Genomic DNA, 24,694 nt, shown 5'->3' with positions numbered 1-24,694 from the left:
ACATGTGCGTGGGCCCGGTGCGGGCAGGGCCCAGGTGGTCGGCCCAGAATCGCGCCTTTCAGTAGGACTTGGGGAGACCCAGGGACTGGTGGGACACGAAGTTCAGGATCATTTCCCGGCTGACCGGCGCGATCCGGGCCACCCGGGACGCGGTGATGAGCGCCGCCAGCCCGTACTCGCGGGTGAGGCCGTTGCCGCCGAGGGTGTGCACGGACTGGTCGACGGCCTTCACACAGGCCTCGCCCGCCGCGTACTTGGCCATGTTGGCCGCCTCGCCCGCGCCCGGATCGTCGCCCGCGTCGTAGAGCGCGGCGGCCTTCTGCATCATCAGCCGGGCGAGTTCGAGTTCGATGTGGGACTGGGCGAGGGGGTGCGCGATGGCCTGGTGGGAGCCGATGGGCTCCTTCCAGACCTGACGGGTCTTCGCGTAGTCGACGGCCTTCGCCAGGGCGTAGCGGCCCATCCCGATCGCGAAGGCAGCGGTCATGATCCGCTCGGGGTTGAGCCCGGCGAAGAGCTGGAGCAGCCCGGCGTCCTCGCTGCCGACCAGGGCGTCGGCGGGCAGCCGTACGTCGTCGAGTACCAGCTCGAACTGCTTCTCCGGTGCCTGGATCTCCATCTCGATCTGCGTGCGCTGGAAGCCGGGGGCGTCCCTGGGGACGAGGAAGAGGCAGGGCTTGAGGCGTCCGGTGCGGGCGTCCTCGGTGCGGCCGACGATCAGGGTCGCGTCGGCCATGTCGACGCCGGATATGAAGACCTTCCGGCCGGTGAGCAGCCAGTCTCCGCCGCTCTCCCGGCGGGCGGTGGTGGTGATGCGGTGGGAGTTGGACCCGGCGTCCGGCTCGGTGATGCCGAAGGCGAGCGTGAGCGAACCGTCCGCGAGGCCGGGGAGCCACCGCTGTTTCTGCGCTTCCGTACCGAAGCGGGCGATGACCGTACCGCAGATGGCGGGCGAGACGACCATCATCAGGAGCGGGCAGCCCGCGGCGCCCAACTCCTCCAGAACTATGGAGAGTTCGGCGATGCCGCCGCCTCCGCCGCCGTATTCCTCGGGGAGGCTGACGCCGAGGTAGCCGAGCTTCGCCGCAGCGGTCCAGAGGGCCTCTCGGTCGTAGTCGCGGTGGCTGGCGCCGGCGTGACGCCTGCCTAGGGCCGCTACGGCGGCGCGCAGGGCCGCGCGCTCCTCCGTTTCGATGGGGGTGTTGCCGGTGGGGGTGGTTCCGGCGGCGGGGCCAGGGTTTGCGGCAGTGCCAGTGCTTGTGCCAGTGCTCATGACTCCAGGGCCTCCTGTGCGTCCGGCTGCGTGTCCAGCGGCGTGTCCGGCTGTGTGTCCGGCTGTGCGGTCTGTACGACGGCGAGCAGCGCGCCGACCTCGACCTGGCGGGCCGGGGCGGCGTGGAGTGCGGTGAGGATGCCGGATGCCGGAGCCGTGATGCGGTGCTCCATCTTCATGGCCTCCAGCCAGATCAGCGGCTGCCCGGCGGTGACGGCGTCCCCGGCCGCGAGCCCGTCGGCGACCCGTACGACCGTGCCGGGCATCGGGGCGAGCAGCGAGCCCGGCATGGTGCGGGCGGCCCGGTCGGGGAAGCGGGGCAGCCGGGTGAGGGTGTGCGGCCCGACGTGGGCGCGGTCGCCGTGCACCTCGACGTCGAAGTGGCGTAGCACCCCGTCAACTTCGAGCGAGACGCGCCGGGGCGTGGCGGCGTGCAGCCGTACGCCGGGGAAGTCGTCGGCGCGCAGCCCGTCCCGGGTGAGGCGGTAGCGGATCTCGTACACCTCGCCGTCCGGCTCGGAGCGGTAGGTCTTGGTCTGCGGCTGGGACGGTACGTTCCGCCAGCCGCCGGTCCGGACCCCCGATCCTGTCGACGCGTCCGCGAGGGCGGCGGCGAGCGCGGCGAGCGGATCGGGGGCGGGGACGGTGAGTCCGGGGAGGTGGCGGTCGTAGAAGCCGGTGTCGAGCCGGGCCGCGGTGAAGTCCGGGTGGCGCAGGGACCGTACGAGCAGGTCTCGATTGGTGACCGGGCCGTGGATACGAGCGCGTTCGAGGGCGTACGCGAGGGCGCGCACCGCCTCGGTACGAGTGGGGGCGTGGGCGATGACCTTGGCGAGCATCGGGTCGTAGTGGATACCGATGGTGTCGCCGCCGGTGTACCCGGTGTCCAGCCGGACGGCGGGGGCGCCAGGGCGAGTACCGGTGGGGGCACCGGCCTCCGGGACGGCGCCTGGCACGTCGAGCCGGTGCAGGGTGCCGGTCTGCGGAGCCCATCCCGCGGCCGGGTCCTCCGCGTAGAGGCGGGCCTCCACGGCGTGGCCGCGCGGCGGCGGGGGGCCGCCGGGCGGGAGCGGTTCGCCCTCCGCCGTACGGAGCTGGAGCGCTACCAGGTCCAGCCCGAACACCGCCTCAGTGACGGGGTGTTCGACCTGGAGCCGGGTGTTCATCTCCAGGAAGTACGCCCGGTCGCCGCTCTCCGCGACGAGGAACTCCACGGTCCCCGCCCCCTGGTACTCCACCGCTCGGGCGGCGGCGGTGGCGGCCTGGTGCAGCGTGGCGCGCAGGGCGTCGGGGAGGGCGGGGGCCGGGGCCTCCTCGATGACTTTCTGGTGGCGGCGCTGGAGGGAGCAGTCCCGGGTGCCGAGCGCCCAGACGGTGCCGTGCGCGTCGGCCATGATCTGCACCTCGACATGGCGCCCGCGCTCCACGTACGGCTCTGCGAAGACCTCGCCGTCCCCGAATGCGGACCGCGCCTCAGCGACGGCGGTCGTCATCTCGCCCTTCAGCGAGCCGAGTTCACGTACGACGCGCATACCCCGGCCGCCACCGCCCGCCGCCGCCTTGAGCAGCAGCGGGAGATCATCATCCGTGGCGCTGTCCGGGTCGACGGGGGCCAGCAGGGGGACGCCGGCCCCGGCCATGAGTTTCTTGGCGCGGGTCTTGGACGCCATCGCCTCGATGGCGTCGGCGGACGGGCCGACCCAGGTGAGCCCGGCGTCGGTCACAGCGCGGGCGAACGCGGCGTTCTCGGAGAGGAAGCCGTAGCCCGGGTGGACGGCGTCAGCGCCCGCGGCGAGCGCCGCCGCGACGACGAGGTCGGCGCGGAGATAGGTGTCGGCGGGGGCCGACCCCGGCAGCCGTACGGCGGTGTCCGCCTCCCGTACGTGCAGCGCGTCCGCGTCCGCGTCGGAGAAGACGGCCACGGTCGCGATGCCCAGGGCTCGGCAGGTACGGAAGACCCGGCAGGCGATCTCGCCGCGGTTGGCGACAAGGAGGGAGGTGATCATCTTCGTTCTCATCTCTGTCCTCACATCCGGAAGACGCCGAAGCCGCCGCGGGCGCCCTCGACCGGTGCGTTGTGGATGGCGGACAGGCACAGGCCGAGCACGGTCCTGGTGTCGCGCGGGTCGATGACCCCGTCGTCGTACAGCCGCCCGGACAGGAACATCGGCAGGGACTCCGACTCGATCTGCTGCTCGACCATGGTCCGCAGCGCGGCGTCCGCGTCGTCGTCGTACGGCTGCCCCTTGGCCTGCGCGGAGGCGCGCGCGACGATCGACAGCACGCCCGCCAGCTGCTGCGGTCCCATGACGGCGGACTTGGCGCTGGGCCAGGCGAACAGGAACCTGGGGTCGTAGGCGCGACCGCACATGCCGTAGTGGCCCGCGCCGTAGGAGGCGCCCATCAGGACGGAGAGGTGCGGGACCTTCGAGTTCGACACGGCGTTGATCATCATCGCGCCGTGTTTGATGATGCCGCCCTGCTCGTACTCCTTGCCGACCATGTAGCCGGTGGTGTTGTGCAGGAAGAGCAGCGGGATGTCGAGCTGGTTCGCCAGCTGGATGAACTGGGCGGCCTTCTGGGACTCCTCGGAGAAGAGGACGCCCTGCGCGTTGGCGAGGATGCCGACGGGGTAGCCGTGCAGTTCGGCCCAGCCGGTGACCAGGCTCGGCCCGTAGAGCGGCTTGAACGCGTCGAAGTCCGAGCCGTCGGTGATGCGCGCGATGACCTCGCGCGGGTCAAAGGGGGTCTTCAGATCGCCGGGCACGATACCGAGCAGCTCCTCCCCGTCGTACCGGGGCGGCACGGCGGGGCCGGGCGGATCCGGCTGCGCCTTGCACCAGTTGAGGCGGGCTACGACGCGGCGGGCCTGGCGCAGCGCGTCGGGCTCGTCCAGCGCGAGGTAGTCGGCGAGACCGGAGACACGGGCGTGCATCTCGGCGCCGCCGAGCGACTCGTCGTCGGACTCCTCCCCGGTCGCCATCCTGACCAGCGGCGGCCCGCCGAGGAAGACCTTCGACCGCTCCTTGATCATGATGACGTGGTCGGACATGCCGGGCACATAGGCGCCGCCCGCCGTCGAGTTGCCGAAGACCACGGCGACGGTGGGGATTCCGGCGGCGGAGAGCCGGGTGATGTCCCGGAAGAGCGCGCCGCCGGGTATGAAGATCTCCTTCTGGGAGGGGAGGTCGGCGCCGCCCGACTCCACGAGGCTGATGCAGGGGAGGCGGTTGGCGTACGCGATCTCGTTGGCCCGGAAGGCCTTCTTCAGCGTCCAGGGGTTGCTGGCCCCGCCGCGCACCGTGGGGTCGTTGGCGGTGATCAGGCATTCGACACCCTCGACTGTGCCGATGCCGGTGACCATGGAGGCGCCGAGAGGGTAGTCGGTGCCCCAGGCGGCGAGCGGGGACAGTTCGAGGAAGGGCGTGTCGGGGTCGAGCAGCAGCTCGATGCGTTCGCGGGCGAGGAGTTTGCCGCGTTCGCGGTGGCGGGCGACGTACTTCTCACCGCCACCCGCGAGCGCTTTGGTGTGCTCGGCCTCCAGGTCGGCGAGTTTGGCGAGCATGGACTCGCGGTGGGCGGTGTATTCGGGGGACGCGGGGGCGAGGGCGGAACGGAGGGTGGTCATCGGGGGCTCCTTGGGTGAGGGACGGGACCTCTCAAGCCCGTCCGGCGCTTGAGGACACAGGGGTGCGGGGCCTTGCCGCCCGGCTATGGAGAAGGGGCCAGGACCTCCACCGGCACCTCCACCACCCGGCTCCGCAGCCACTCCCCCACCCCCTTCCCCTGCGGGTCGAACCGTTCCTGCCCCGCGACGCCCTCCCCCAGCAGCCCCTCCACAATGAAGTTCAACGCCCGCAGATTCGGCAGCACATGGCGCGAGACCACCAGGCCCCGTGTCTCGGGCAGCAGCTCCTGGAACCGTTCGACGGTGAGCTCGTGGGCCAGCCACCGCCACGCAGTGTCGGTCGGCACCCACACGCCCACGTTCACGTCGCCGCCCTTGTCCCCGCTGCGCGCCCCGGCGACCCGCCCGAGCGGGATGGTGTTCCCGGGTGACGCATCCGGCAGTCGCTCGGGCAGGGCGGACTCCATGACCGCCGTCAGCTCCGACGTACGGGGCGGATCCGGTACCACCACGCGTTCCCCGTCCGGGAGTACGGCCACCTGCTCCACCGCGCCCCGGTCCACGTACACAGCCTCGAAGACCCCGTACGGCGTGCCCTTCCCGGGTGGGGCGGTCACATGGAACCCGGGGTAGCTGCCGAGCGCCAGCTCGATCGCGGCCCCGCTCACCACCCGCCCGACCGCTTCCCGGTCGCTGTCGCGCACCACGAGGCGGAGCAGCGCGCTCGCGCACTCCTCGCTGTCGGCGTCGGCGCGATCCGTACGCACCAGCTCCCACCGCACGTCGGCCGGGCGGGACTTGCCCGGCCCACGGGCGTCCCCTGCCGCTCCGGTCTCTGCCCCTGCCTCTGCCCGCGCCCCTGCCCCGAAGGCGTCCTCCACCTGATGGCGGACCAGTGCGGCCTTGGCGTCGATGTCGAGTCCGGTGAGCACGAACACGACCTCGTTGCGCCAGCCGCCGATCCGGGTCACCCCTGCCTTGAGCTTCGGGGGCGGCGCCTCCCCCCGTACGCCCGAGATCCGTACCCGGTCGGGCCCGTCCTGCGTCAGCCGTACGGTGTCGAGCCGGGTCGTGACATCAGGGCCGGCGTACCGCGCGCCGCCCGTCTCGTACAGCAGCTGCGCGGTCACCGTGCCGATGTCGACCACCCCGCCCGTACCGTCGTGCTTGGTGATCACGGCCGAGCCGTCGGCGGCGATCTCCGCGACCGGGAAGCCGGAGTGGCGTATGTCGTGGGCGGTGAAGAAGGAGTAGTTCCCGCCGGTCGCCTGGGTCCCGCACTCCAGCACATGCCCGGCCGCCACCGCCCCCGCCAGCTGGTCGAGATCGTCGGGCCCCCAGCCGAAGTGCCAGGCGGCGGGCCCGGTGACCAGCGCCGCGTCCGTCACCCGGCCCGTGACCACCACATCGGCCCCGCCCCGCAGACACGCGGCGATTCCGGCGCCCCCCACATAGGCGTTGGCGGTCAGCGCGCCGTCCGGCAGCGGCAGGGCATCGCCCTCGACGTGCGCGACCCGGACAGGGACGCCGATCCGCTCACCCAACTCCCGTACGGCCTCGGCGAGTCCGGCCGGGTTGAGGCCGCCCGCGTTGCTGACGATCCGCACCCCCCGGTCGTGCGCCTCGCCGAGGCACTCCTCCAACTGGCGCAGGAAGGTCCTGGCGTAGCCGGCGCGGGGGTCCTTGAGGCGGTCGCGGCCGAGGATGAGCATGGTCAGCTCGGCGAGGTAGTCCCCGGTCAGCACATCCAGCCGCCCGCCGGTGAGCATCTCCTTCATGGCGCCGAACCGGTCGCCGTAGAAGCCGGACGCGTTGCCGATCCGCAGCGGCCTCACGCGTCGCCCTTCGGTGCGTGTCCCGGTCCGGGAGGTGCTTCCTCCGTCACGCGTCCAGGTCCAGGAGGTGCGTCCTCCGTCACGCGTCCAGGTCCAGGAGGTGCGTCCTTCGGTACGCGTCCTGCCCCGGGAGGCCCGGCGAAAGCCTGCGCGATCCCGAGCCACCGGTCGGCATCGGCGCCCGTGGCGCGCAGGGCCACATCGTCGCGGTGTGTGCGCTGGGTGACGAGCCGGCAGAAGTCGAGCGCGGGCCCGGTCACCCGCTGGACGGCGTCGGCGGGCCCGTACTCCCAGAGCTCCCCGCCCGGCGCGGTCAGCTCGACCCGGAACTCCTCCCCTGGCGCCTCAAGCCCCCGCGCCCCGAAGGCGAAGTCGCGGGCCCGCACGCCGATCCGCGCCACATGCCGCAGCCGCGCGGTCGGCACACGCTCCACCCCGAGCGCGTCCGCCACGTCCTGGCCGTGCGCCCAGGTCTCCATCAGCCGCCCGGTGGCCATGGACGCGGCGCTCATCGGCGGCCCGTACCAGGGGAATCGCGCGCCGGACGGGGCGGTCCGCAAGGCCCGCTGAAGCTGTTCGCGGCCGTCACGCCACCGGGCGAGCAGCACGGCCGGATCCAGCCCCGCGCCCTCCTCCGCACCGTCGTCCACGAAGGTCTCCGGTGCGGCGAGCGCCTTCTCGGCCTCTGCGCCGAAGGCGTCGGGCTCGGTGGCGGCCAGCAGTGCGGCCCGGTCGGTCCAGGCCAGATGGGCGATCTGGTGGGCGACGGTCCAACGGGGCGCGGGGGTGGCAAGCGACCACTGGTCGACGCTCAACTCCGCTACGAGCAGGTCCAGTTCGGCGCTCTCGCCGACCAGATCATCCAGTACGGCACCTGCATCGGACACGGAACGCTCCCTCCGGGGGGACGGCTTCGTGTCCGGGAGCATGGCAGCGACCGCGAAAACAAGCAAGCGTGCTTGCATTGTTTTCGGCGAAGGGACTCGGTATTCACCAGCCGTATCGACGACCCGTCACAAGCCGGCTGTCTCCGCACCGGCCGTCGCCCCGTCCGCCTTCTCGGCACATGCGGTCTCGGCCCCGATTCCGGCGGCCCGTCCTTCGGCTTGCCCCGCCCCACGGGCCGGGTTGCACGCGATCAGACAGACGGCGCTGACGAGCGCCATGGCCACGAAGGTCAGGGCGACCGGGATCCAGGAGTTGCCGAAGTCGCTGTAGAGCCACGTCACCGCGGCCGGGGCCAGGGTGCCGACGAGGCCGGCCGTCTGGAAGCTCATGGAGAGGCCCGTGTAGCGGACCCGTGGCGCGAACCAGCCGGAGACGAGTGTGCCGATCGAGGCGTACGCGATCGTGCTGGCCAGCATCGGCAGGCACATCGCCAGCCACAGGCCGGCCACCGAGTGGGTGTCGACGAGCCAGAACATCGGGAAGGCGACCACCACATGGAGCAGGATTCCGGTGAGGGTCACTTTGCGGAGCCCGTAGCGGTCGGCGCACAGGGCGGCCAGCGGGGTGCAGACGATGACGACGACCGAGGCCGCCGTACCGGCGCCCGCTGCCTGGGAGTCCGTGAACCCCAGGTCGGAGACGGCGTACGTCGACATGAAGGTGACGACGATGTAGTAGCCGGCGACCGTGATGAGGAAGGCGCCCGAGGCCAGCAGCCAGGTCTTCCAGGCGTCGCGGACCACGGCGATGAACGGTGCCGCCTGCTTCTCCTCGGCCTCCTCGGCCAGCCGGGCAGCTTCGAACTCCGGTGACTCCTCCATGCTGCTGCGGATGACCAGGCCGACGAGGACCAGTACGGCGGACAGCAGGAAGGGAACGCGCCAGCCCCAGTCGACCAGCGCCCGGTGGCCGACCAGGGCCATCAGGGCGAAGACGCCGGTGGAGAGGAAGTACCCCACGCCGTCTCCGACTTGGGGAAAGGATCCAAAGAACGCCTTGCGCCGCGGCGGGGCGTGCTCGACGGCGAACAGCACCGCCCCACCCCACTCGCCGCCGACCGCGAGGGACTGGATCATGCGGATCAGTACGAGCAGGATCGGCGCGGCGACACCGATGGACGCGTAGCCGGGAAGCAGGCCGACGCAGACGGTGGCCCCGCCCATCAGGGTCATCGACCAGATGAGAGCCCTCTTGCGGCCGAAGCGGTCGCCGATGTGCCCGAAGACGATGGCTCCGAGCGGGCGCCCCAGGGATCCGACGAACAGCGTCGTGAACGACATGAGGGTGCCCAGTGCCCGGTTCATCTCCGGGAAGAACAGCTCGGGGAACACCAGCGCGGCGGCCGTCGCGTAGATGCCGAAGTCGTACCACTCGACGCTGGTCCCGATCATCGAGGCCCCGGCGACTTTCCACGGGTTGGACCTGCTCAGGGGTGCCGTCCCGGCACCAGGGGCTGTGCTCATGCGCGTACTCCTTCACGGGCGGCCCATCACGGCCGACCATTGGGCTTGCGTGAGACCCAAAAACGATGGGCCGACGCTAAAGTGCCGAGATCGGGGTGTCAATAGGATCCGCGCCAGGTCCAATAACATGGGCCCCAGGGGCACGGCGGCAGGCGCACGGCCCGCGACCGGGGAGAGGGCACGTGAGCAGCAGCGGAAATCGGGACGAGCGGGCGGCCGTCGCGAAGCAGGCACCCTCGCACGCGGTGGTGGCCGAGGCCCTGCGCCAGCGCATCGCCCTCGGCGGTTTCGCTCCCGGCGACCGGCTGCCCACCGAGCGAGAGCTGGCCGGCGTCTTCGGCGTGGGCCGCAACACCGTACGGCAGGCGCTGCGCGAGCTGACCGAAGAAGGGCTGGTGAGCACCACCCTGGGGCGCTCGGGCGGCACCCGGGTCGAGGCCGTGAAGCCGGGCCGGGAGCGGGCGCGTGCCACCATCACGGCCGGCATCCGGGCCTCGCTGCGCGACTACATGGAGTACCGGCAGGCGATCGAGCCGTTCGCGGCGCGGCTGGCCGCGGAGCGCGGGTCGGGCACCGCCCGCCGTGAGCTCGTTGCGCTGCTCGACACCGAGGTGGCGGACCTCGGCGCGTACCACCGCGTGGACACCGCCTTCCACCTCGGCATCGCCACGACCGGCGGCAACGAGGTGCTGGCGGAGGCGGTGACCCGGGCCAGGACCGAGATGTTCGTGGGCGGCAACGCCCTGTGGCTGGGCTCGGACTGGACTCGGGTGTATCCGGCGGGCCGGGACTTCGGCTGCGCATTCCGCGAGGAGCACGAGGGCGTGGCGCTCGCCGTGCTGTCGGGGGACGGCGATGCCGCGGAGGCCCGGATGCTGGAGCACCTGCGGGCCTCGCACCGCCAGTTCCTGGCCCTGCTGGGCCAGTTCGCCTCGGACGACTGACCCGATCCACGCGACTGACCCGATCGACCCGACTGACCCGATCGACGCGATTGACGCGAACGAGCGTGGCCTTTACGCTCCTCTAATTGGGTCCAACGTAGACCCAATTAGAGATCCAATGAAAACGCTTCGCTTATCCACCGGCCGCGCACGACAGGAGAGACGCCCCGTGCACTCTTACGACGAGGACCTCACCCAGCAGGTCATGGATCACCTCCTGCACCGGCTCCGGCTCGACCCGCCGCCGCTCGGCCGCCTCGGCGACCACCAGGAGCTGGCCCTGGCCCTGAAGGACACCATCGGAGCGGCCCCGCGGGACCCCGCCGACGTGCTCCGCACCTACACCGAGGACCTCGAACCGACCGTCGTCTCCTGCGACCACCCGGCCTTCCTCGCCTTCATACCCGGCGCCCCGACCAAGGCCGCCGCCCTGTTCGACATGGTGGTCTCGGCCTCGTCCCTGCACGGTGTCTCCTGGCTTGAGGCCTCCGGCGCGGTCGCCGCCGAGAACTCCGTACTGCGTCTGTTCGCCGACCTGGCCGGCCTGCCCGCCGACGCCGGCGGCTGCTTCGTCAGCGGCGGGTCGGCCGGCAATCTCTCGGCCCTCGTCGTCGCCCGCGACACCGGCCGCACCCGCCTCGGCCTCGACGAACGCGCTCCGGTACGGATCGCGGTGAGCGACCAGGTCCATTCCTCGGTCGGCAACACCCTGCGGATCCTGGGAGTTGAAGCCCTCGTCGTCCCCACCACCGACCACCGGCTGACCGGAGAAGCGCTCACCACGGCCCTGGACGCGGCGCAGCGGGACGGCGGAGCACCCGTCGTCGCCGTCGTCGCGACCGCGGGCACCACCAATGCCGGGATCATCGACGACCTCGCGGGGGTGGCCGGGCAGACACGCGCCCGCGATCTGTGGCTGCACATCGACGCCGCATACGGCGGCGCGGCGCTCTTCGTACCCGAACTACGGGAGCGGCTGCACGGCATCGAGCACGCCGACTCCCTCGTGGTCGACCCGCACAAGTGGATGTTCGCGCCGTTCGACTGCGGCGCCCTGCTCTACCGCGACCCGAGGACGGCGCGCGCCGTGCACACGCAGGACGCCTCGTACCTGGACGCCATTCACGGGGACGACGAGGGCGGCGAGTGGAATCCGAGCGACTACGCCTACCACCTGACCCGCCGCCCCCGCGGCCTGCCGCTCTGGTTCTCGCTCGCCGTCCACGGCACGGACGCCTACCGCGACGCGGTCGCCCACGGCGCGGCGATCGCGCAGCGCACGGCCCGCCTGGTCGAGCAGTACGACGGCCTGGAGCTGCTGCGCGAGCCCGAACTGACCGTGGTACTCATCCGTCGCACCGGCTGGCAGCCCGAGGACTACTACGCCTGGTCCAAGGAGCTTCTGGCGTCGGGCGTCGCCTTCATCACCCCGAGCGTCTGGGAGGGCGAAACGGTCGCGCGGCTCGCGTTCCTCCACCCCGGCATCACCGAGGAGAGGGTCCGCGCCATCCTCGACTCGCTCGTCGTCCGGGAGGCCGAAGACGACGAGGGCAGCAGGGGCGAGCGTACGGAAAGGGTTACGGCGTCGGCGTTGTAAAAAGCAGCAAGGGGGCGGGTGCCGGTCTCAGCGACCCTGACCGGCACCCGCCCCCTTGCCTGCCCCCTTACCCGTCTCCTTACCCGCGACCTTGTCTGCCCCCTTACTCGCAACCCTGTTACCCGCGCCCCTGCCCGTCCCCTGGCCCGTCCCCGTAAGCGCTGCGCGGTCGATACCGAGCTCCCGCGCCAGCGCGTCGTCCGTCCACTCCAGCATCGTGGCGCGGGTGAGCGACCCGGCGTACCCGGAGTACGACGTCATCTGCACCGCGAGCCCGTCGAGCAGCGCGGTCAGCCGCCACGCCGCGGCCGCCGGATCCGCGCAGGGGAACTCACCCGCGTCGACGCCCTCCGCGATGACCTCGGTCAGCGCGGCCTTCCACTGCTGGTCGAGATCCCGGGTCACCTCCCGCAGGCCCGGGTCCCGCAATGCCGCCGACCAGCCCTCGATCCACAGCCGCCAGCCCTTGGCCTGCCCCGTCGGCGCGTACCAGCGCACCGCCGTACGCAGCCTGGCCACCGCCGGCGTACGGCGTCCGAGCAGTTTCCGCAGCTGGGCGAGGTCGCCTTCGGCGGCGTGGTGGAACGCGGCCGCCACGAGCTTCTCCTTGGTCGAGAAGTGGTAGAGCACCAGCGCGTTGCTCACACCGAGAGCCGCGGCCACATCGGCGATCCGCACGGCCGGGACGCCCCGCGCCTCGATCTGCTCGACGGCGGCGCGCAGCATCTCCCCGCGTCGCTCCTCCACGCTCAACCGCACTCTTGCCATGCCGTCACCCTAATTCCCGGCGCGGCGGCCATCCGCACGTCCTGCACACGACCGGGCCCAACGGACAGTCCAGACAGGGGCCGACGGAGTATTGACACCGGTACACGGCTGGGGACACAGTCTCTCTACTGACTGGCTATTCAGTCAGTTACATGTGCGCGCCAGTACGCTCCAGTACCGCCGTAGGAGTCCCTCCGTGACCCAAGCACCGCCTACCGCAGCCTCCCAGCCCGCCCCGCAGACCCCCGACCTGTCCACCGGCTGGGGCGAACAACGGGGCCGGCTGCGCAAGGACCTTCGCCGCCTCGACGTCCTGTTCTTCCTCATCTGCACCCTCGTCGGCCTGGACACGATCGGCTCGGTCGCCGCCCAGGGACCGCAGGGGCTGACCTGGATGGCGATCCTCGCGCTCGCCTTCTTCCTCCCGTACGGGCTGCTCGTCGCCGAACTCGGCTCGGCCTTCCCCGTACAGGGCGGCCCGTATGTGTGGACCCGGCTCGCCTTCGGGCGGCTGACCGCGGGTGTCAACCAGATCCTCTACTGGATGTCCAACCCCGTCTGGGTGGGCGGCAGCCTCTGCATCATCGCCCTGACGACGTGGGAGGAGTTCTTCACGCCCCTGCCCGGCGTCTGGAAGTACGCGGCCGGCCTCGTCTTCATCTGGGGCGGCACCCTCGCCATCGTCCAGTCCGTGCGGGTGGGCAAGTGGGTTCCGATCGCCGGAGCCGTGGCCCGGATCGTGCTGCTCGGCTTCTTCCTGGTCTCCGTCGTCGTCTTCGCCGCCGAGAACGGCCTGCACGGCCTGCCCGCAGCGCAGTTCACCCCCACGTACACGGGGTTCGTCGCCCTCGTCCCCGTACTCATCTTCAACTACGTCGGCTTCGAACTGCCCAGCTCCGCCGCCGAGGAGATGACGAACCCGCGCCGCGACATCCCCCTCGCCATCCTCCGCTCCGGACTCGCATCCCTCGTCCTCTACGGCGGCCCCATCCTCGGCATCCTCTTTGTCCTGCCGGGCAAGGAGATCGGCAGCCTCGGCGGGTTCATCGACGCCTGCAAGGCGGTGTTCACGGTGTACGGCGGCCACATCGCGGCCGACGGCACCGTCACCCTCACCGGCGCGGGCGCCGTCTTCGGCGGAATCGCCGCCGCGGGCCTCATCATCGGGCTGCTCACCTCCGGGGTCACCTGGGCGATGGGGGCCCACCGCGCTCAGGCGGTGGCCTGCGCGGACGGGGCCGGGCCGGCCTGGCTCGGCACCATCTCCGAGAAGCACGGCACTCCGGTCCGGGTCAACCTGCTCTCCGCCGTACTCGCGTCGGTTCTCTTCGTGGTGGCGCTCAACCTCACCGGCGGCAACGGCGAGAAGTACTTCGCGGCGGGGCTGAGCCTGACGATCTCCACGACGTTCATCTCGTACGTGATCACCTTCCCCAGCCTGCTGGCGCTGCGCCGCAAGTACCCCGAAGCCCCGCGCCCCTACTCCGTGCCGGGCGGACGCGTCGGCGCGTGGACGGTGACGGTGCTCTCCACCGGCCTGGTCGCGTTCACCGTGCTCGTGCTCATCTGGCCGGGGTTCGGCGTCGGCTGGTTCGGCACTTCGGGCTCACCGGCCGGCTCACTGCCCCCGTCCTTCGAGGGCCAGCGCCTCGCGTACACGCTCACCCAGACCGTGCCCATCGTGCTGTTCCTGGCCGTCGGGGTGGTCTTCTACGCGCTGGGAACGAAGACCCGCCGGGCAAAGGGATAGGAACGGGGCGGGGAGCGGGAGGGGTCCCGCGCCGGCTCAGCAGCCGGTGGTCAACGGCCGGCTGCTGAGTCGTCACGGCAAACACCGTGGCGGTACTAGCGCGTGGGAACCGAGCCGTCGTAGACGTTGTCGGGAGTGACGACCCCTGTGATCGCCCGGGCGAGAAGTGTGGACGGCTCCTGGCCTTCGCGCTGGCTGTCCGTGTTGATCACGATGACCAGGGTGGCCTTCCGCGAGGGCAGATAGACGGTCACGGTCTCGTATCCCGGGATCGAGCCGTTGTGCCCGATCCATCCGTTGGTATCGAAGATCCCCAGGCCGTAACCGGTACCGGGAAAGCCGGTCGGCAGCGTCCTGAGCCGCTGTGCCTGCGTCTCAGGGCTGAGCAGTTCGCCGGTGGCGACAGTCCTGGCCCAGCGGCGCAGGTCACCCAGATCCGAGATCATTCCCCCAGCCGCCCAGGCCCAGCTGGGGTTCCAGTGCGTGGCGTCCGCGGTCTCGCCACTGAGCGTCTGGTCGGTGTAACCGTGCGAGTGCGGCGCGGGGAACTCCGCCCCCGTCGGGAGCAGCGTGTGGCACAGGTGAGCCGGGCGGAGGACCTGCTGGTGGATGAAGTCGGCGAGTCTGTGACCGCTGACCTTCTCGATCACCAGGCCGAGCAGGACGAGGTTGGTGTTGGAGTACTGGAACTGCGTGCCCGGAGCGGAGGTGTTCGGGTGCTTGAAGCCGTACGCGAGCGATTCCTGCGGGGTGAAGGAGCGCTGTGGGTCGCTCAACAGGTCGTGGATGAAGTCGGGGTCGGCGGTGTACGGGAAGAGCCCGCTGCGCATCTCGGCGAGGTGACGCAGCGTGATCCGGTGACCGTCGGGCACGCCGTGGATGTAGCGGGAGATCGGGTCGTCCAGCCTGATCCGCCCCTGGTCCACGAGCTTGAGCAACGCGGTGACGGTGAAGGTCTTGGTCTCACTGCCGATCCGGACGAAGGAGTCGGCGGCCATCGGCTCGCCGGTGACCGTGTTGGCCACACCGGTCGCACGGACGTAGCTTCCCCTGCCCGGCATCCACAGTCCGACGACGACGCCGGGGATACCCGCCTGCCGGCGGACGTCCGCGATGGCCTTGTCCAGCCGGGCGGTGAGCTGGGGACCGAGGCCGCCCGGTGGCCAGTCGCCCTCGTCGTACCGGGCGATGCCCGCGGCATGGACGGCAGTGGCGGGAAACGCTGCCATCGGTGCCAGCGCGGACGCCACGAGCAGCGCTGCGGCAAGCAGACGGCGGGAGGGAGTACGTCTCATACGTGGGCACCTCTTCATGAGGGGACTTCGTGAGGGGACTTCGTGAGGGACGGAGGGCAGATCATCACCGTCCCGACCCGTGGCGGAGACGCCCTTCCCGATCCGCTGCTGAGGAGTCCACCCATTCGGAGCCCCACCGTCCGCACCCCGCGAGCCCGGCGTGATCCAAACGAATGCCCTGGAACGAAAGCCCTACGCCGACGTACTCCCGTACACCTGCTTGCCGAGCCACTGGCCGCCGTCCAGCGTCAGGCACTCGCCGGTCACGTACGCGGCCTTGTCGCCCAGCAGGAACAGGGACGCCTCCGCGATCTCCGCCGGATCGGCGAACCGGCCCGCCGGGACCGTCTCCAGCACTCCGGCCCGCGCCTCGTCCGTCGCCCACAGCGCCGCGCCCGCGCCCTCCGTCTCGGTCGGGCCGGGGGCGACGCAGTTGAGGCGGATGCCCAGCGGTGCGAGCTCGACCGCCAAGGTGCGCGTCATGGCCAGCACGCCCGCCTTCGCCGCGGCCGAGTGGACCGTCCCCGGGTGCCCGTGCCAGGCGTAACTGGCGATCACCGACAGCACCGATCCGCCGGTGCCCTGCTCGCGCAGCCGGCGGGCGACGGCCCGCGTGCAGTAGTACGAACCGTTGAGGACGATGTCGACGACCGCTCGCCAGCCGTTCGGGCTCATGTCGATTCCGGGCACCACGAAGTTCCCGGCCGCGTTGTTGACCAGGCCGTCCACCTGGCCGAAGTGGGCGACGGCGGCGGTCACGAGGGCGTCGACGGCCTCCGGATCCCGGACGTCCGTCGGCACGGCGAGGGCCCGGCCGCCCTTCTTCTCCGCGAGGACGACGGTCTCGGCCAGCCGTTCCGGGGTGCGACCCGCGACGACCACCTGCGCGCCCCGGTCGCTCAGGGCCAGCGCGACGGCCCGCCCGATGCCGCTGCCGCCACCGGTCACGATGTACGTACGGTCGCTGAACTCACCTCGCGGGAGCGGCTGTTCGTGCGGCACGGGCTGTTCACAGCGTTCGGGACTCATACCAGAACTCATGCCAGGACTCCATGTGCGTCGAGGGCGACCGCGCCGCCCGGGTGGACGAGCAGCGGATTGACTTCGAGCTCGGCGAGCTCGGGGTGTTCGACCGCGGCCCGCGCGAGCGCGCAGAGCGCGCCGGCGGCCGCGTCGAGGTGGACGGCGGGAGCGCCCCGCCAGCCGGTGAGCAGTGGTGCGTGGCGCAGTGAGAGCAGCAGTTCGCGGGCCCGTCCGGGGGTGAGGGGCGCCATGGCGAGGGTGGTGTCGGCGAGCAGTTCGGCGGTGACCCCGCCGATGCCGATCATGGCGACGGGCCCGAAGGCCGGATCGCGGCGCACGCCGGCGATGAGCTCGACGGCGTACGGAGGACGGGCCATCGCCTCCACCACGTAGTGGTCGGCGCGGGTCGCCTCCCGCATCCGGCCGAACGCCCTGCGCAGCGCCGCTTCGTCGGCGAGGCCGAGTGCCACCCCGCCCGCCTCGGTCTTGTGCGCCAGCCCCATCGCCTTCAGCACGAGCGGAAATCCGATGAGGTGGGCCGCGTCGGCAGCCTCGTCCGCCGTGCTGACGAATTCCGCCGCCGGGAAGACCATCCCGTACGAGCAGAGCAGCGCACGGACGGTCCGGTACCCCCCGTCGGGGACGCGGTGCGGAGCGGTAGCGATCGGCAGTGGGGACGGCGGCGGTGGCGGTGTCGCGGGCTGCTGCGGTCCGGTCCGTCGTAGCCGGTCCGTGGCCGCCAGTGCGGTCGCCGCCTGCTCGATTCGCTCGTACACGGGGACGCCGTGCTGCCGCAGGACTGCGAGGGCCGGTGTGTCACGGGCCATGGTGTGCACGACGAGCGCGCGGCCGGACTCCCGTACGGCTGCCGCCAGTTCGCGTGCGACATCGCATTCGCGCGCTGCCTGCGCGGGGTTGGCGGTGGCGTAGTCGCCGAAGTAGCCGGTGAGAACGGTGGCGTCGGCTTCGCCCGTGAGGAGCAGAGTCCGCGCGATGCGAGCGTAGTTGCCGATGTCGGCCTCACCGGCCCCCGCCAGGTCGACGGGGTTCCCGCAGCCGGCACCCGGGGGCAGATAAGCGCCGACGGCCGCCCGGGTCGCGGCGGAGAGCACGGGCACTTCAAGACCGCTCGCGCTCAACGCGTCGGCGGCCAGGGCCCCTTGTCCTCCGCTGTCCCCGACCACCGCTATCCGTCGCAGCCGGGCACCCCCTGGCGCCGCCGCCAGCAGGCACAGTGCGACGTCGGCCAGTTCCCCCGCCGTGTCGAGGAGGAGCGCACCCGCGTCCCGGCACACCGCCGCCACCACCGCACGGGCGCTGACCAGGGCGCCGGTGTGCGAGGCAGCTGCCCGGCCGGATGCCTCGCTGCGGCCGACGGTCAGCAGCAGCACCGGTTTGCCGGCCGCGTGGGCGGCAGCGAGGGTCCGGGCGAGCCTGCGCCCGTCCCGGAAGTCCTCCACGTACGCGGCGATCACCCGGGTCGCGTCGTGCGCGATCAGGGAGTCGAGCGCGTCCGCCGCATCGATGTCCCGCTGGTTTCCGAGCGACACGAAGCGGGAGAAGCCCTGTCCCGCGCGGGCCAGCAGCCGGCCGATCTCCAGGGCGAGATTGCCGCTCTGCGACACCAGACCGACCTGGCCGGACGGGAAGTCGCCCCAGCTGAGGCGGAGTTCACTCTCCGTGTCGACCACGCCCATGCAGTTGGGACCGAGGAGCCGGGCGCCGTGTGCGGTGACAAGAGAGGCGAGTCCGCGCTCCGTGTCCGCCGCGTCTTCGCCCGTACCGGCTCCTGTCCCTCCGGAGGTGATCACCGTGAAGCAGCGGGCTCCGATGGCCAGCCCCTCGGCCACCACCGGCCGCACATGCTGGGGCGGTACGGCCACCACGATGTGCTCGGGGGCTGCGGGCAGGGACGCGAGGGCCGGCAGGAACGGCACTCCGTCGAGGCTGCCACCGCGCCGGTTGACCAGATGGACGGTGCGGCGGTGGCGCCCGGCGAGTGCGCCGGACGCGAGCCAGTAGCCCCACTTCTCCGGGTTTCCTGAGGCCCCGACGACGGCTACGGACTCCGGGTCGAACAGCACACGGAGGGAGTCGGCCGGGACATCGCGGTCCTCCGCACCCGGCTCCTCCGCGCCTGCCACCGCCGCGCCTGACCTCGACGCGTCCGCCCGCTCCGCGCTCGCCCGCACCGCCCCCGCATCCAGGCGTTCTGTGGTCATCCGTACCACCCGAAGCGCTCGGCGATCACCGGCAGCCGGTCCGCGACGATCGCGTGGGCGGCCGCGCGCGGCGTCGTTCCGTCGGCCTCCGAGCGGGCCAGCATCTGGTCGATGAGGACCCGCATCGACCGCCGGATGTGGGCGAACGCCTCGTCCGCGTCGGCGCCGATGTCGCCGAACAGCGTCCACCACCACCACGCGTTCGTGGCGGAGTTGACGACCACGTCGGGCAGTACGACGATGCCGCGCTCCGCGAGCAGGGCCTCCGCATCGGGCAGTACTGGCATATTGGCGGCCTCGACTATCCAACGTGCCGTGACCCGCGCCTGGTTGGCGGTGTCGACGGCATAAGAGACGGCGGCCGGTACGAGCACCTCGGCGTCCACGGAGAGCCAGGCGTCGCTCCCCGGCAGCTCCGCGTCGCCGGGGGTGAGGGCGGCGCGGTCGACTGCCCCGTACGAGTCCCGCGCACGCAGCAGCGCCTCCACGTCGAGCCCGTCGGGGTTGGCGATGGTGCCCTTGACGTCGGCCACGGCCACGATCTTCAGACCGGCCTCGGCGAGGAAACGGGCGGTGGCCCCGCCCATCGTGCCGAGCCCCTGTACGGAAACCCGCGTGCCCTCGTACGGAACGCCCGCGCGATCGAGAACCGCGAGCACGGACTCGGCCACACCGCAGCCGCCCGCCAGTTCGTCGAGGCCGATGCCCGCCACCTCGACCGCGAAGGCGTCGGCCAGTCGCTGCCGGGCCGTCGCCTCGTCGTCGAGCAGCGGATAGACGGCCTGGATGGAGGAGACGAGGCCCGCCTCGGCGGCGGCCTTGTCCACGATGTCCTGGCTCAGCCCCAGATCCTCGCCGGTGGTCCAGAACCTCTCGATGTACGGCCGCACGGCTTGCAGGTACCGGACCAGGATCCCGTACGCGTCGGGGCTCCGCGGGTCGCAGTCGATGCCGCCCTTGGCGCCGCCCAGTGGGATGTAACGGGCTGTCGGGTCATCGCCGTTGAAGTGCAGGGCCTCCTTCATCGTCATGCCCCGGGCCAGCCCGGCGACCTCGTCGAGGGTGCAGCCCTCCCGCATCCGCAGGCCACCGCTGGACACACCGCGCACCAGCCGGTCGACCACCAAGTGGCCGGTGCGGCCGGTGACGTGGTCGGTCCAGGTCAACGAAATCAACGGGGTGGGAGAGGTGGCGGGGGTCGTGCGGCTGCTCGGCTGGGTGGTCATCGGGGGGTCTCCTCCGGAACGGTGATCAGGGTCGGGCCCGGCGCGGTCAGCGCCCGGGTCAGCGCGTCGGCCAGCTCATCGGGCGAGTGGGCCCGTTCGCCGTAACCGCCGTATGCGCGGGCGAGGGCGGGCAGGTCGACGCACGGGAGGTCGACGGCGGTGGGGGTGTCGCCGCGGGCGGTCATCTCGTCGCGGATCTCGCCGTAACCGCCGTTGTCGAACACCACAACGGGCAGAGGGAGACGCAGTTGCGCGGCCGTGGCCAGCTCCTGGACGGAGAACTGCAGGCCGCCGTCGCCGCTGAGAGCGAGGACCTGCCGGCCGGGGCAGGCGGTCTTCGCACCGATCGCGGCCGGCAGGGCATAGCCGAGCGTGCCGAACCCGGTGGGATGCAGATACCTGCCTTCGGGACCGACGGGCAGATGCGGCAGCGCACCGTAGTAGCAGCATTGGGCACTGTCGGATGTGATGACGGCGTCGGGGGCGAGCACCCGGCGGATGGCCCGCAGATAGGGCACCCAGCGGGTATCCCGTACGCGGGTCTCGTCGTCCCGGGCGACACGCAGGGCGGCGACGGCATGGGCGGCGCTCCCCTCCTCCGGCAGGGACGACAGGGACCGCTCGGCGGTAGTGGCGGCGGTACCACCAGCGCCCCCCGCCCGCAGCGCGTCGATCACAGCGCCCACCGTCACGCGGGCATCGCCCACCAGGGCGTGGTCGGCGGCCGGCTCCGCGTACATCTGCGCCGGGTCGACGTCGATCCGGATGAGGGCGCCGTTCAGTTTCAGGGGTGCGGACCAGAGGTCCGACTCCGCCAGCTCCGTGCCCACGGCGATGACGGCGTCGCGGTCCGCCAGCCACTTCTGGACAGCCGGGCTGTGCAGCGAGACCCCCAGTGCGAGGGGATGCGCCTCCGCGACGATTCCCTTGCCGTTCGCGGTGGTCACGACCGGGGCACCCAGCTCATCGGCGAGTGCCAGACACTCCTCACCGGCGCCGCGCGCACCGCCGCCGAGCACGATCGCCGGGTGCCGCGCCGCGCGCAACGCGTCCGCCGCCCGGTCCACCGCGGCGTGCGGTGGAACCACCGGCGCTGCGGGCGGGGTGAGCCGGATCCCGCTCACCGGTTCGGCGGTCTCCAGCAGATCGAGCGGTATCTCGATGTGCGCCGGCCTCGGCCGGCCGGAGGTGAACAGCGCGAACGCCCGCGCCACGGCCGCACCGATCTCGTCGACCGACGAGACCCGGTGGCTGAAGGCCGCGACGCCGCGCATCGCGTCCGTCTGGCTGCGCATTTCGTGCAGCAGCCCGTTGGACAGCCGGGGGTGCCGCAGCGGCATCCCGGGCGAGACGACGAGCAGCGGCACGCTGTCCGAGTACGCCTGCCCGACTGCGGCCGCGATGTTCAGCAACGCGGGCCCGGTGGTGGTGATGGCGACCCCGGGCCGGCCGCTGACCCGGGCGTACGCGTCGGCCGCGTAACCGGCGCCCTGCTCATGACGGGGCGTCACGTTGCCGATGTCGTACAGCCGCAGAAACCGGTAGATCTCCAGATTGTGGGTACCGGGGATGCCGAAGACCTCCCGTACGCCGTGCGCCGCGAGGGATCTGACGATCGCCTCGCCGCCGGACATCGCCGGCTCGCGGCCGTAACGCCCGGGGGCACCGGGGCGGTCGGGGCGGCCTGGGCGGTCGGCATCGTCGGAGAAGCGGGGTGCAGCACTGTGCTCGCCCATCTCACATCCCCCGCGAGATCACGAGGCGCATGATGTCCGACGTGCCTTCCTCGATCTCCTCCAGTTTGGCGTCGCGCATCCACTGCTCCACCGGGTACTCGCGGGAGTAGCCCCAGCCGCCGAGCGTCTGGACCGCCGCCCAGGTGCAGTACGCGGCGGTCTCCGAGGCCGTCAGCTTGGCCATGGCCGCCTCCGCCGTGGCATCGAGGCCGGCGTCCAGCCGCTTCGCGGCTCGCCAGGTCATGAGCCGCGCCTGCTCGACGCGTGTCCGCATGTCCGCGAGGCGGAAGGCCACCGCCTGGTGCTCGATGACCGGTTTGCCGAACTGCTGCCGGGTCTTCGCGTAGTCGCGGGCGTACTCGTATGCGGCCCTGGCCACACCGGTCGCGGCGGCGCCCAGCACGGTGCGGGAGATGTCGAAGGTGCGCATGAGCCCGTGGAAGCCCTGCCCCTCGGCGCCGAGCCGGTCCGAATCGGGCACGAACGCGTCGCTGAAGAAGATCTCCCGGCAGACGATGGCGCGCTGGCCCATCTTCCGCATCGGTTCACCGAAGCTGACCCCTGCGGTGTCCTTGCGGAGCAGGAAGGCGGTGACGCCCCGGGAGAGCCGAGCGGGATCGGTCTTGGCGAACACGACGTACTGCTCGGCCTCTCCGGCGTTGGAGATCCACGCCTTCTGGCCGTTCAGCAGATACCCGGCGCCGGTGCGCGTCGCCGTCGTCGAGATGGAGGCCGCGTCGGACCCGGAGCCAGGCTCGGTGACGGCCAGCGAGGTCATCGGTGTCTCCGGGCCGGCCAGCGGGGTGAGCCAGGCGCGCTGCTGTTCCTCGGTGCCGAGCGCGAGGAGGGGGTCGGCGAAGAAGCCGTTGGAGCAGAGCAGGTTGCCGATGCCCAGGTCACCGACGCACAGCTCTTCCTGGACCAGGCACTGCGTGAACACATCGGTGAATCCGCCGCCCCCGTACTCCTCGGGAAGCATGAAGCCGGTGATCCCGACCTTGGCGGCCTTGCGCCACAGATCCCAGGGAGTCTCGACATCGGCTTCGTCCACGGCGCGCGCCCTCGGGCGAATCTCGTCGCGCGCGAAGGCCCGGGTGAGTTCGACGATGTCGCGCTGATCGACGGTGAGCGGGACCAGCTCGGCGGGCAGCTCGGACATGGTGCCTCCAGACAGAGACGGCAGCAGAAGCGATTTACTGAACCGTCAGTCAGTATCAAGAGGCGCGAGCGGCTCTGTCAACGAGTGCGCTACTGAATCATCAATCAGTTAATGACGGCCGCCGGGCAGCTGATCTGGGCGCTGCCCGGTACCCGGTTCGAATTGGAGCAGAGCCGAACGGCCGTGCTCGTAAGCGTCAGATGAACCAGATCGGACGAGCCGGACGAGCCGGACGAGCCGGAGAAGGAGAGCAATGACGAACGAGCAACGCCGGAGGGTCCGGCACATCGAGCACTCCCCTCCGGCCGGAGCACTGAACCCCGAGGGCAGCGAGGGCACGCGCACCCTGCCGGTCCGCCACTCAATGAAGCAAGGCGTAGCGGGGACAGCGAACCCGACGCGTCAGTAGCGGGCAGCGCCGTCGCCGCGGCCGGTGACACCGGGCCGGGTGTTCCATGACCACATGTGCGTGCACCGCGGGCACTGCAGGTGGACGACCGGACCCTTGTTGGAGATCAGGTAGCGCCAGTGCTCGAAGCAGTTGCGGCGGCTGGCGCAGGTCGCGCAGTGGCGGGCGTCGTCGCAGACGGGGCAGGCCACCCAGGCGCGGCGGCTTGAGTCGGCCTGCGGATCAATGGGCAGCCGCACGGCCCGGCTCCTCCCCCGGCAGGACACCGGCCGCGACCAGCATGTCGTAGGTGCGCTGCTGCTCCGCATCCAGGCCCGAGTAGAGCAGGGCGTACGCCTCGTCCTCACCCCGTAGGGCTGCCACCGGGTCCCACTCGGGCCCGAGCGCAGCCACGACCTCGGCCCGTCGCCGGACCTCGTCGGAGGTCAGGTCGAACGTGAAGGGGGTGAGGTCGGTGGTGTTGTCCGGGTTCATGGCGAGACTTCCGATGTACGGGCAGATTCCCACCATCTGTACCAGTCACCCACCGCACCAGGGAAGGGTGACCTAAGTCGCCCGGGAGCGGCCCGGGGCGACGCACCACCCGGCCCATCGACGGGATGCACCCGGATCGGCTGACAGGGGCGGGCCGTTACCGGCACCGAGCGGCGAGAGGGCGGACCCACCCCGCACGACCCTGTGACGCACTTCACGGCCCGCCCCGCCCCCCTGTCTCGCTCGCTCCCATCGACCGGCCGGCCGACCGCCGAGCTCGAAGCAGGATCGCCGGGTCCAGGCGCGGCGCCGAGCGGGCATTACGGGTAGTAACATTGTGGGACTACTTTTAATTTGAAACCACACTGGGTCATCGAAGAGGAGAAGCCGTGTCCGACCACAGGAGCCACGTCACATTCCAGCACGGGCAGGAGTTCCTGGCCGCGATCTCCGAGCGCTGGAACTACCAGATCCTGAGAGAGGTGTTCTTCGGTGTCGGCCGCTTCGGTGAACTGAAGCGAGCTCTGGGAATCTCGGCGAACATCCTCACCGCGCGGCTCAACAGCCTGACGGAGCTGGGCCTGCTCACCAAGCGCGCCTACCGCTCCGACAAGCCGTGGTACGAGTACGCGCTCACCGACAGCGCCCGCGAGCTCGTCGTCCCTGCCATCGCGGCCGTCACACGTTGGGCTGAAACCCACGCGACCGATACCGACATCACGCACCACCCGCTGATGCACACGACATGCGGCAACCCGACCAATCCGTACCTCGCGTGCAGCAGCTGCCGTCAGCCGATCGAGGCCTCGACCCTGCGCCCGACGGCCGCCGAGGAGGGCGGTGCCGGTCGACAGGGAGGGGTGGCTCCTGCGGCGCCGGGCGACTGAGCGCCCCACTCCGAACCTAGTAGCGTTTTGGAACTAGTAGCGTTACGGTACTAGTGA

The 24,694-nt window shown here is 71.4% G+C and carries 18 protein-coding genes and 1 pseudogene; 4 read left to right on the top strand and 15 right to left on the bottom strand.

The annotated features are described in order from the left end of the window. Positions 1–58 precede the first annotated feature (58 nt). The 6 genes from OG452_RS20015 to OG452_RS19990 form a co-directional block, all read right to left on the bottom strand. Complete coding sequence (locus OG452_RS20015) at positions 59–1,273, bottom strand: acyl-CoA dehydrogenase family protein (protein WP_327296946.1); 1,215 nt, start codon at positions 1,271–1,273, stop codon at positions 59–61. Next, entirely contained in the window at positions 1,270–3,279 is a 2,010-nt protein-coding gene (locus OG452_RS20010; protein ID WP_327299702.1) for an acetyl/propionyl/methylcrotonyl-CoA carboxylase subunit alpha, read from the bottom strand. The genes OG452_RS20015 and OG452_RS20010 overlap by 4 nt, the downstream gene beginning before the upstream one ends. Before the next feature lie 20 nt (positions 3,280–3,299). Beyond that, on the bottom strand, positions 3,300–4,901 hold the full coding sequence (locus tag OG452_RS20005; protein ID WP_327296945.1) for an acyl-CoA carboxylase subunit beta: 1,602 nt from the start codon (positions 4,899–4,901) through the stop codon (positions 3,300–3,302). 83 nt (positions 4,902–4,984) lie between these two features. Then, entirely contained in the window at positions 4,985–6,679 is a 1,695-nt protein-coding gene (locus OG452_RS20000; RefSeq protein ID WP_327299701.1) for an acyclic terpene utilization AtuA family protein, read from the bottom strand. A 53-nt stretch (positions 6,680–6,732) separates the two neighbouring features. Then, positions 6,733–7,623: a TIGR03084 family metal-binding protein gene (locus OG452_RS19995; RefSeq protein WP_327296944.1), complete on the bottom strand. Its 891-nt coding sequence runs from the start codon at positions 7,621–7,623 to the stop codon at positions 6,733–6,735. Between the two features lie 126 nt (positions 7,624–7,749). Further along, complete coding sequence (locus OG452_RS19990) at positions 7,750–9,147, bottom strand: MFS transporter (RefSeq protein ID WP_327296943.1); 1,398 nt, start codon at positions 9,145–9,147, stop codon at positions 7,750–7,752. Positions 9,148–9,329: 182 nt separating this feature from the next. Between OG452_RS19990 and OG452_RS19985 the strand changes: the two genes are divergently transcribed. After that, a complete protein-coding gene (locus tag OG452_RS19985; protein ID WP_327296942.1) occupies positions 9,330–10,091 on the top strand; it encodes a FadR/GntR family transcriptional regulator in 762 nt (253 codons plus the stop codon). 169 nt (positions 10,092–10,260) lie between these two features. Further along, entirely contained in the window at positions 10,261–11,688 is a 1,428-nt protein-coding gene (locus OG452_RS19980; RefSeq protein WP_327296941.1) for a pyridoxal phosphate-dependent decarboxylase family protein, read from the top strand. 150 nt (positions 11,689–11,838) lie between these two features. On the opposite strand, the pseudogene OG452_RS19975 reads toward OG452_RS19980, so the two are convergent. After that, positions 11,839–12,456: pseudogene (locus tag OG452_RS19975) on the bottom strand (TetR/AcrR family transcriptional regulator); the annotation flags it as partial. Between the two features lie 196 nt (positions 12,457–12,652). Between OG452_RS19975 and OG452_RS19970 the strand changes: the two are divergent. Continuing rightward, the gene (locus OG452_RS19970; protein ID WP_327296939.1) at positions 12,653–14,206 is read left to right on the top strand and encodes an APC family permease; all 1,554 of its coding nucleotides are present in this window, start codon (positions 12,653–12,655) and stop codon (positions 14,204–14,206) included. A gap of 95 nt (positions 14,207–14,301) precedes the next feature. Here OG452_RS19970 and OG452_RS19965 read toward each other — a convergent pair whose 3' ends face one another. From OG452_RS19965 to OG452_RS19930, 8 genes are all read right to left on the bottom strand, one after another. After that, a complete protein-coding gene (locus OG452_RS19965) occupies positions 14,302–15,501 on the bottom strand; it encodes a serine hydrolase domain-containing protein (RefSeq protein ID WP_327296938.1) in 1,200 nt (399 codons plus the stop codon). Between the two features lie 192 nt (positions 15,502–15,693). Then, entirely contained in the window at positions 15,694–16,542 is an 849-nt protein-coding gene (locus OG452_RS19960) for an SDR family oxidoreductase (protein ID WP_327296937.1), read from the bottom strand. After that, the gene (locus OG452_RS19955; protein ID WP_327296936.1) at positions 16,539–18,746 is read right to left on the bottom strand and encodes an acetate--CoA ligase family protein; all 2,208 of its coding nucleotides are present in this window, start codon (positions 18,744–18,746) and stop codon (positions 16,539–16,541) included. The genes OG452_RS19960 and OG452_RS19955 overlap by 4 nt, the downstream gene beginning before the upstream one ends. Then, a complete protein-coding gene (locus OG452_RS19950; protein ID WP_327296935.1) occupies positions 18,743–19,972 on the bottom strand; it encodes a glutamate dehydrogenase in 1,230 nt (409 codons plus the stop codon). Before OG452_RS19950 ends, OG452_RS19955 begins: the two co-directional genes overlap by 4 nt. Next, positions 19,969–21,708, bottom strand: a complete 1,740-nt coding sequence (locus OG452_RS19945; protein ID WP_327296934.1) for a thiamine pyrophosphate-dependent enzyme — start codon at positions 21,706–21,708, stop codon at positions 19,969–19,971. Before OG452_RS19945 ends, OG452_RS19950 begins: the two co-directional genes overlap by 4 nt. A gap of 1 nt (position 21,709) precedes the next feature. Beyond that, a complete protein-coding gene (locus tag OG452_RS19940) occupies positions 21,710–22,867 on the bottom strand; it encodes an acyl-CoA dehydrogenase family protein (RefSeq protein WP_327296933.1) in 1,158 nt (385 codons plus the stop codon). Positions 22,868–23,269: 402 nt separating this feature from the next. Continuing rightward, a complete protein-coding gene (locus OG452_RS19935) occupies positions 23,270–23,515 on the bottom strand; it encodes a hypothetical protein (protein WP_327296932.1) in 246 nt (81 codons plus the stop codon). Beyond that, complete coding sequence (locus OG452_RS19930; protein ID WP_327296931.1) at positions 23,499–23,750, bottom strand: DUF6400 family protein; 252 nt, start codon at positions 23,748–23,750, stop codon at positions 23,499–23,501. The genes OG452_RS19935 and OG452_RS19930 overlap by 17 nt, the downstream gene beginning before the upstream one ends. 389 nt (positions 23,751–24,139) lie before the next feature. On the opposite strand from OG452_RS19930, the gene OG452_RS19925 reads away from it, so the two are divergent. Next, positions 24,140–24,637 carry a winged helix-turn-helix transcriptional regulator gene (locus OG452_RS19925; protein WP_327296930.1) on the top strand — a complete coding sequence of 166 codons (498 nt, stop codon included), beginning with the start codon at positions 24,140–24,142 and terminating at the stop codon, positions 24,635–24,637. Positions 24,638–24,694: the final 57 nt, after the last annotated feature.

This window comes from Streptomyces sp. NBC_01197, assembly GCF_036010505.1.
Taxonomy (GTDB): domain Bacteria; phylum Actinomycetota; class Actinomycetes; order Streptomycetales; family Streptomycetaceae; genus Streptomyces.
Note: the sequence above shows the minus strand (reverse complement) of the source record. Positions and strands in the feature narration are given on the sequence as shown.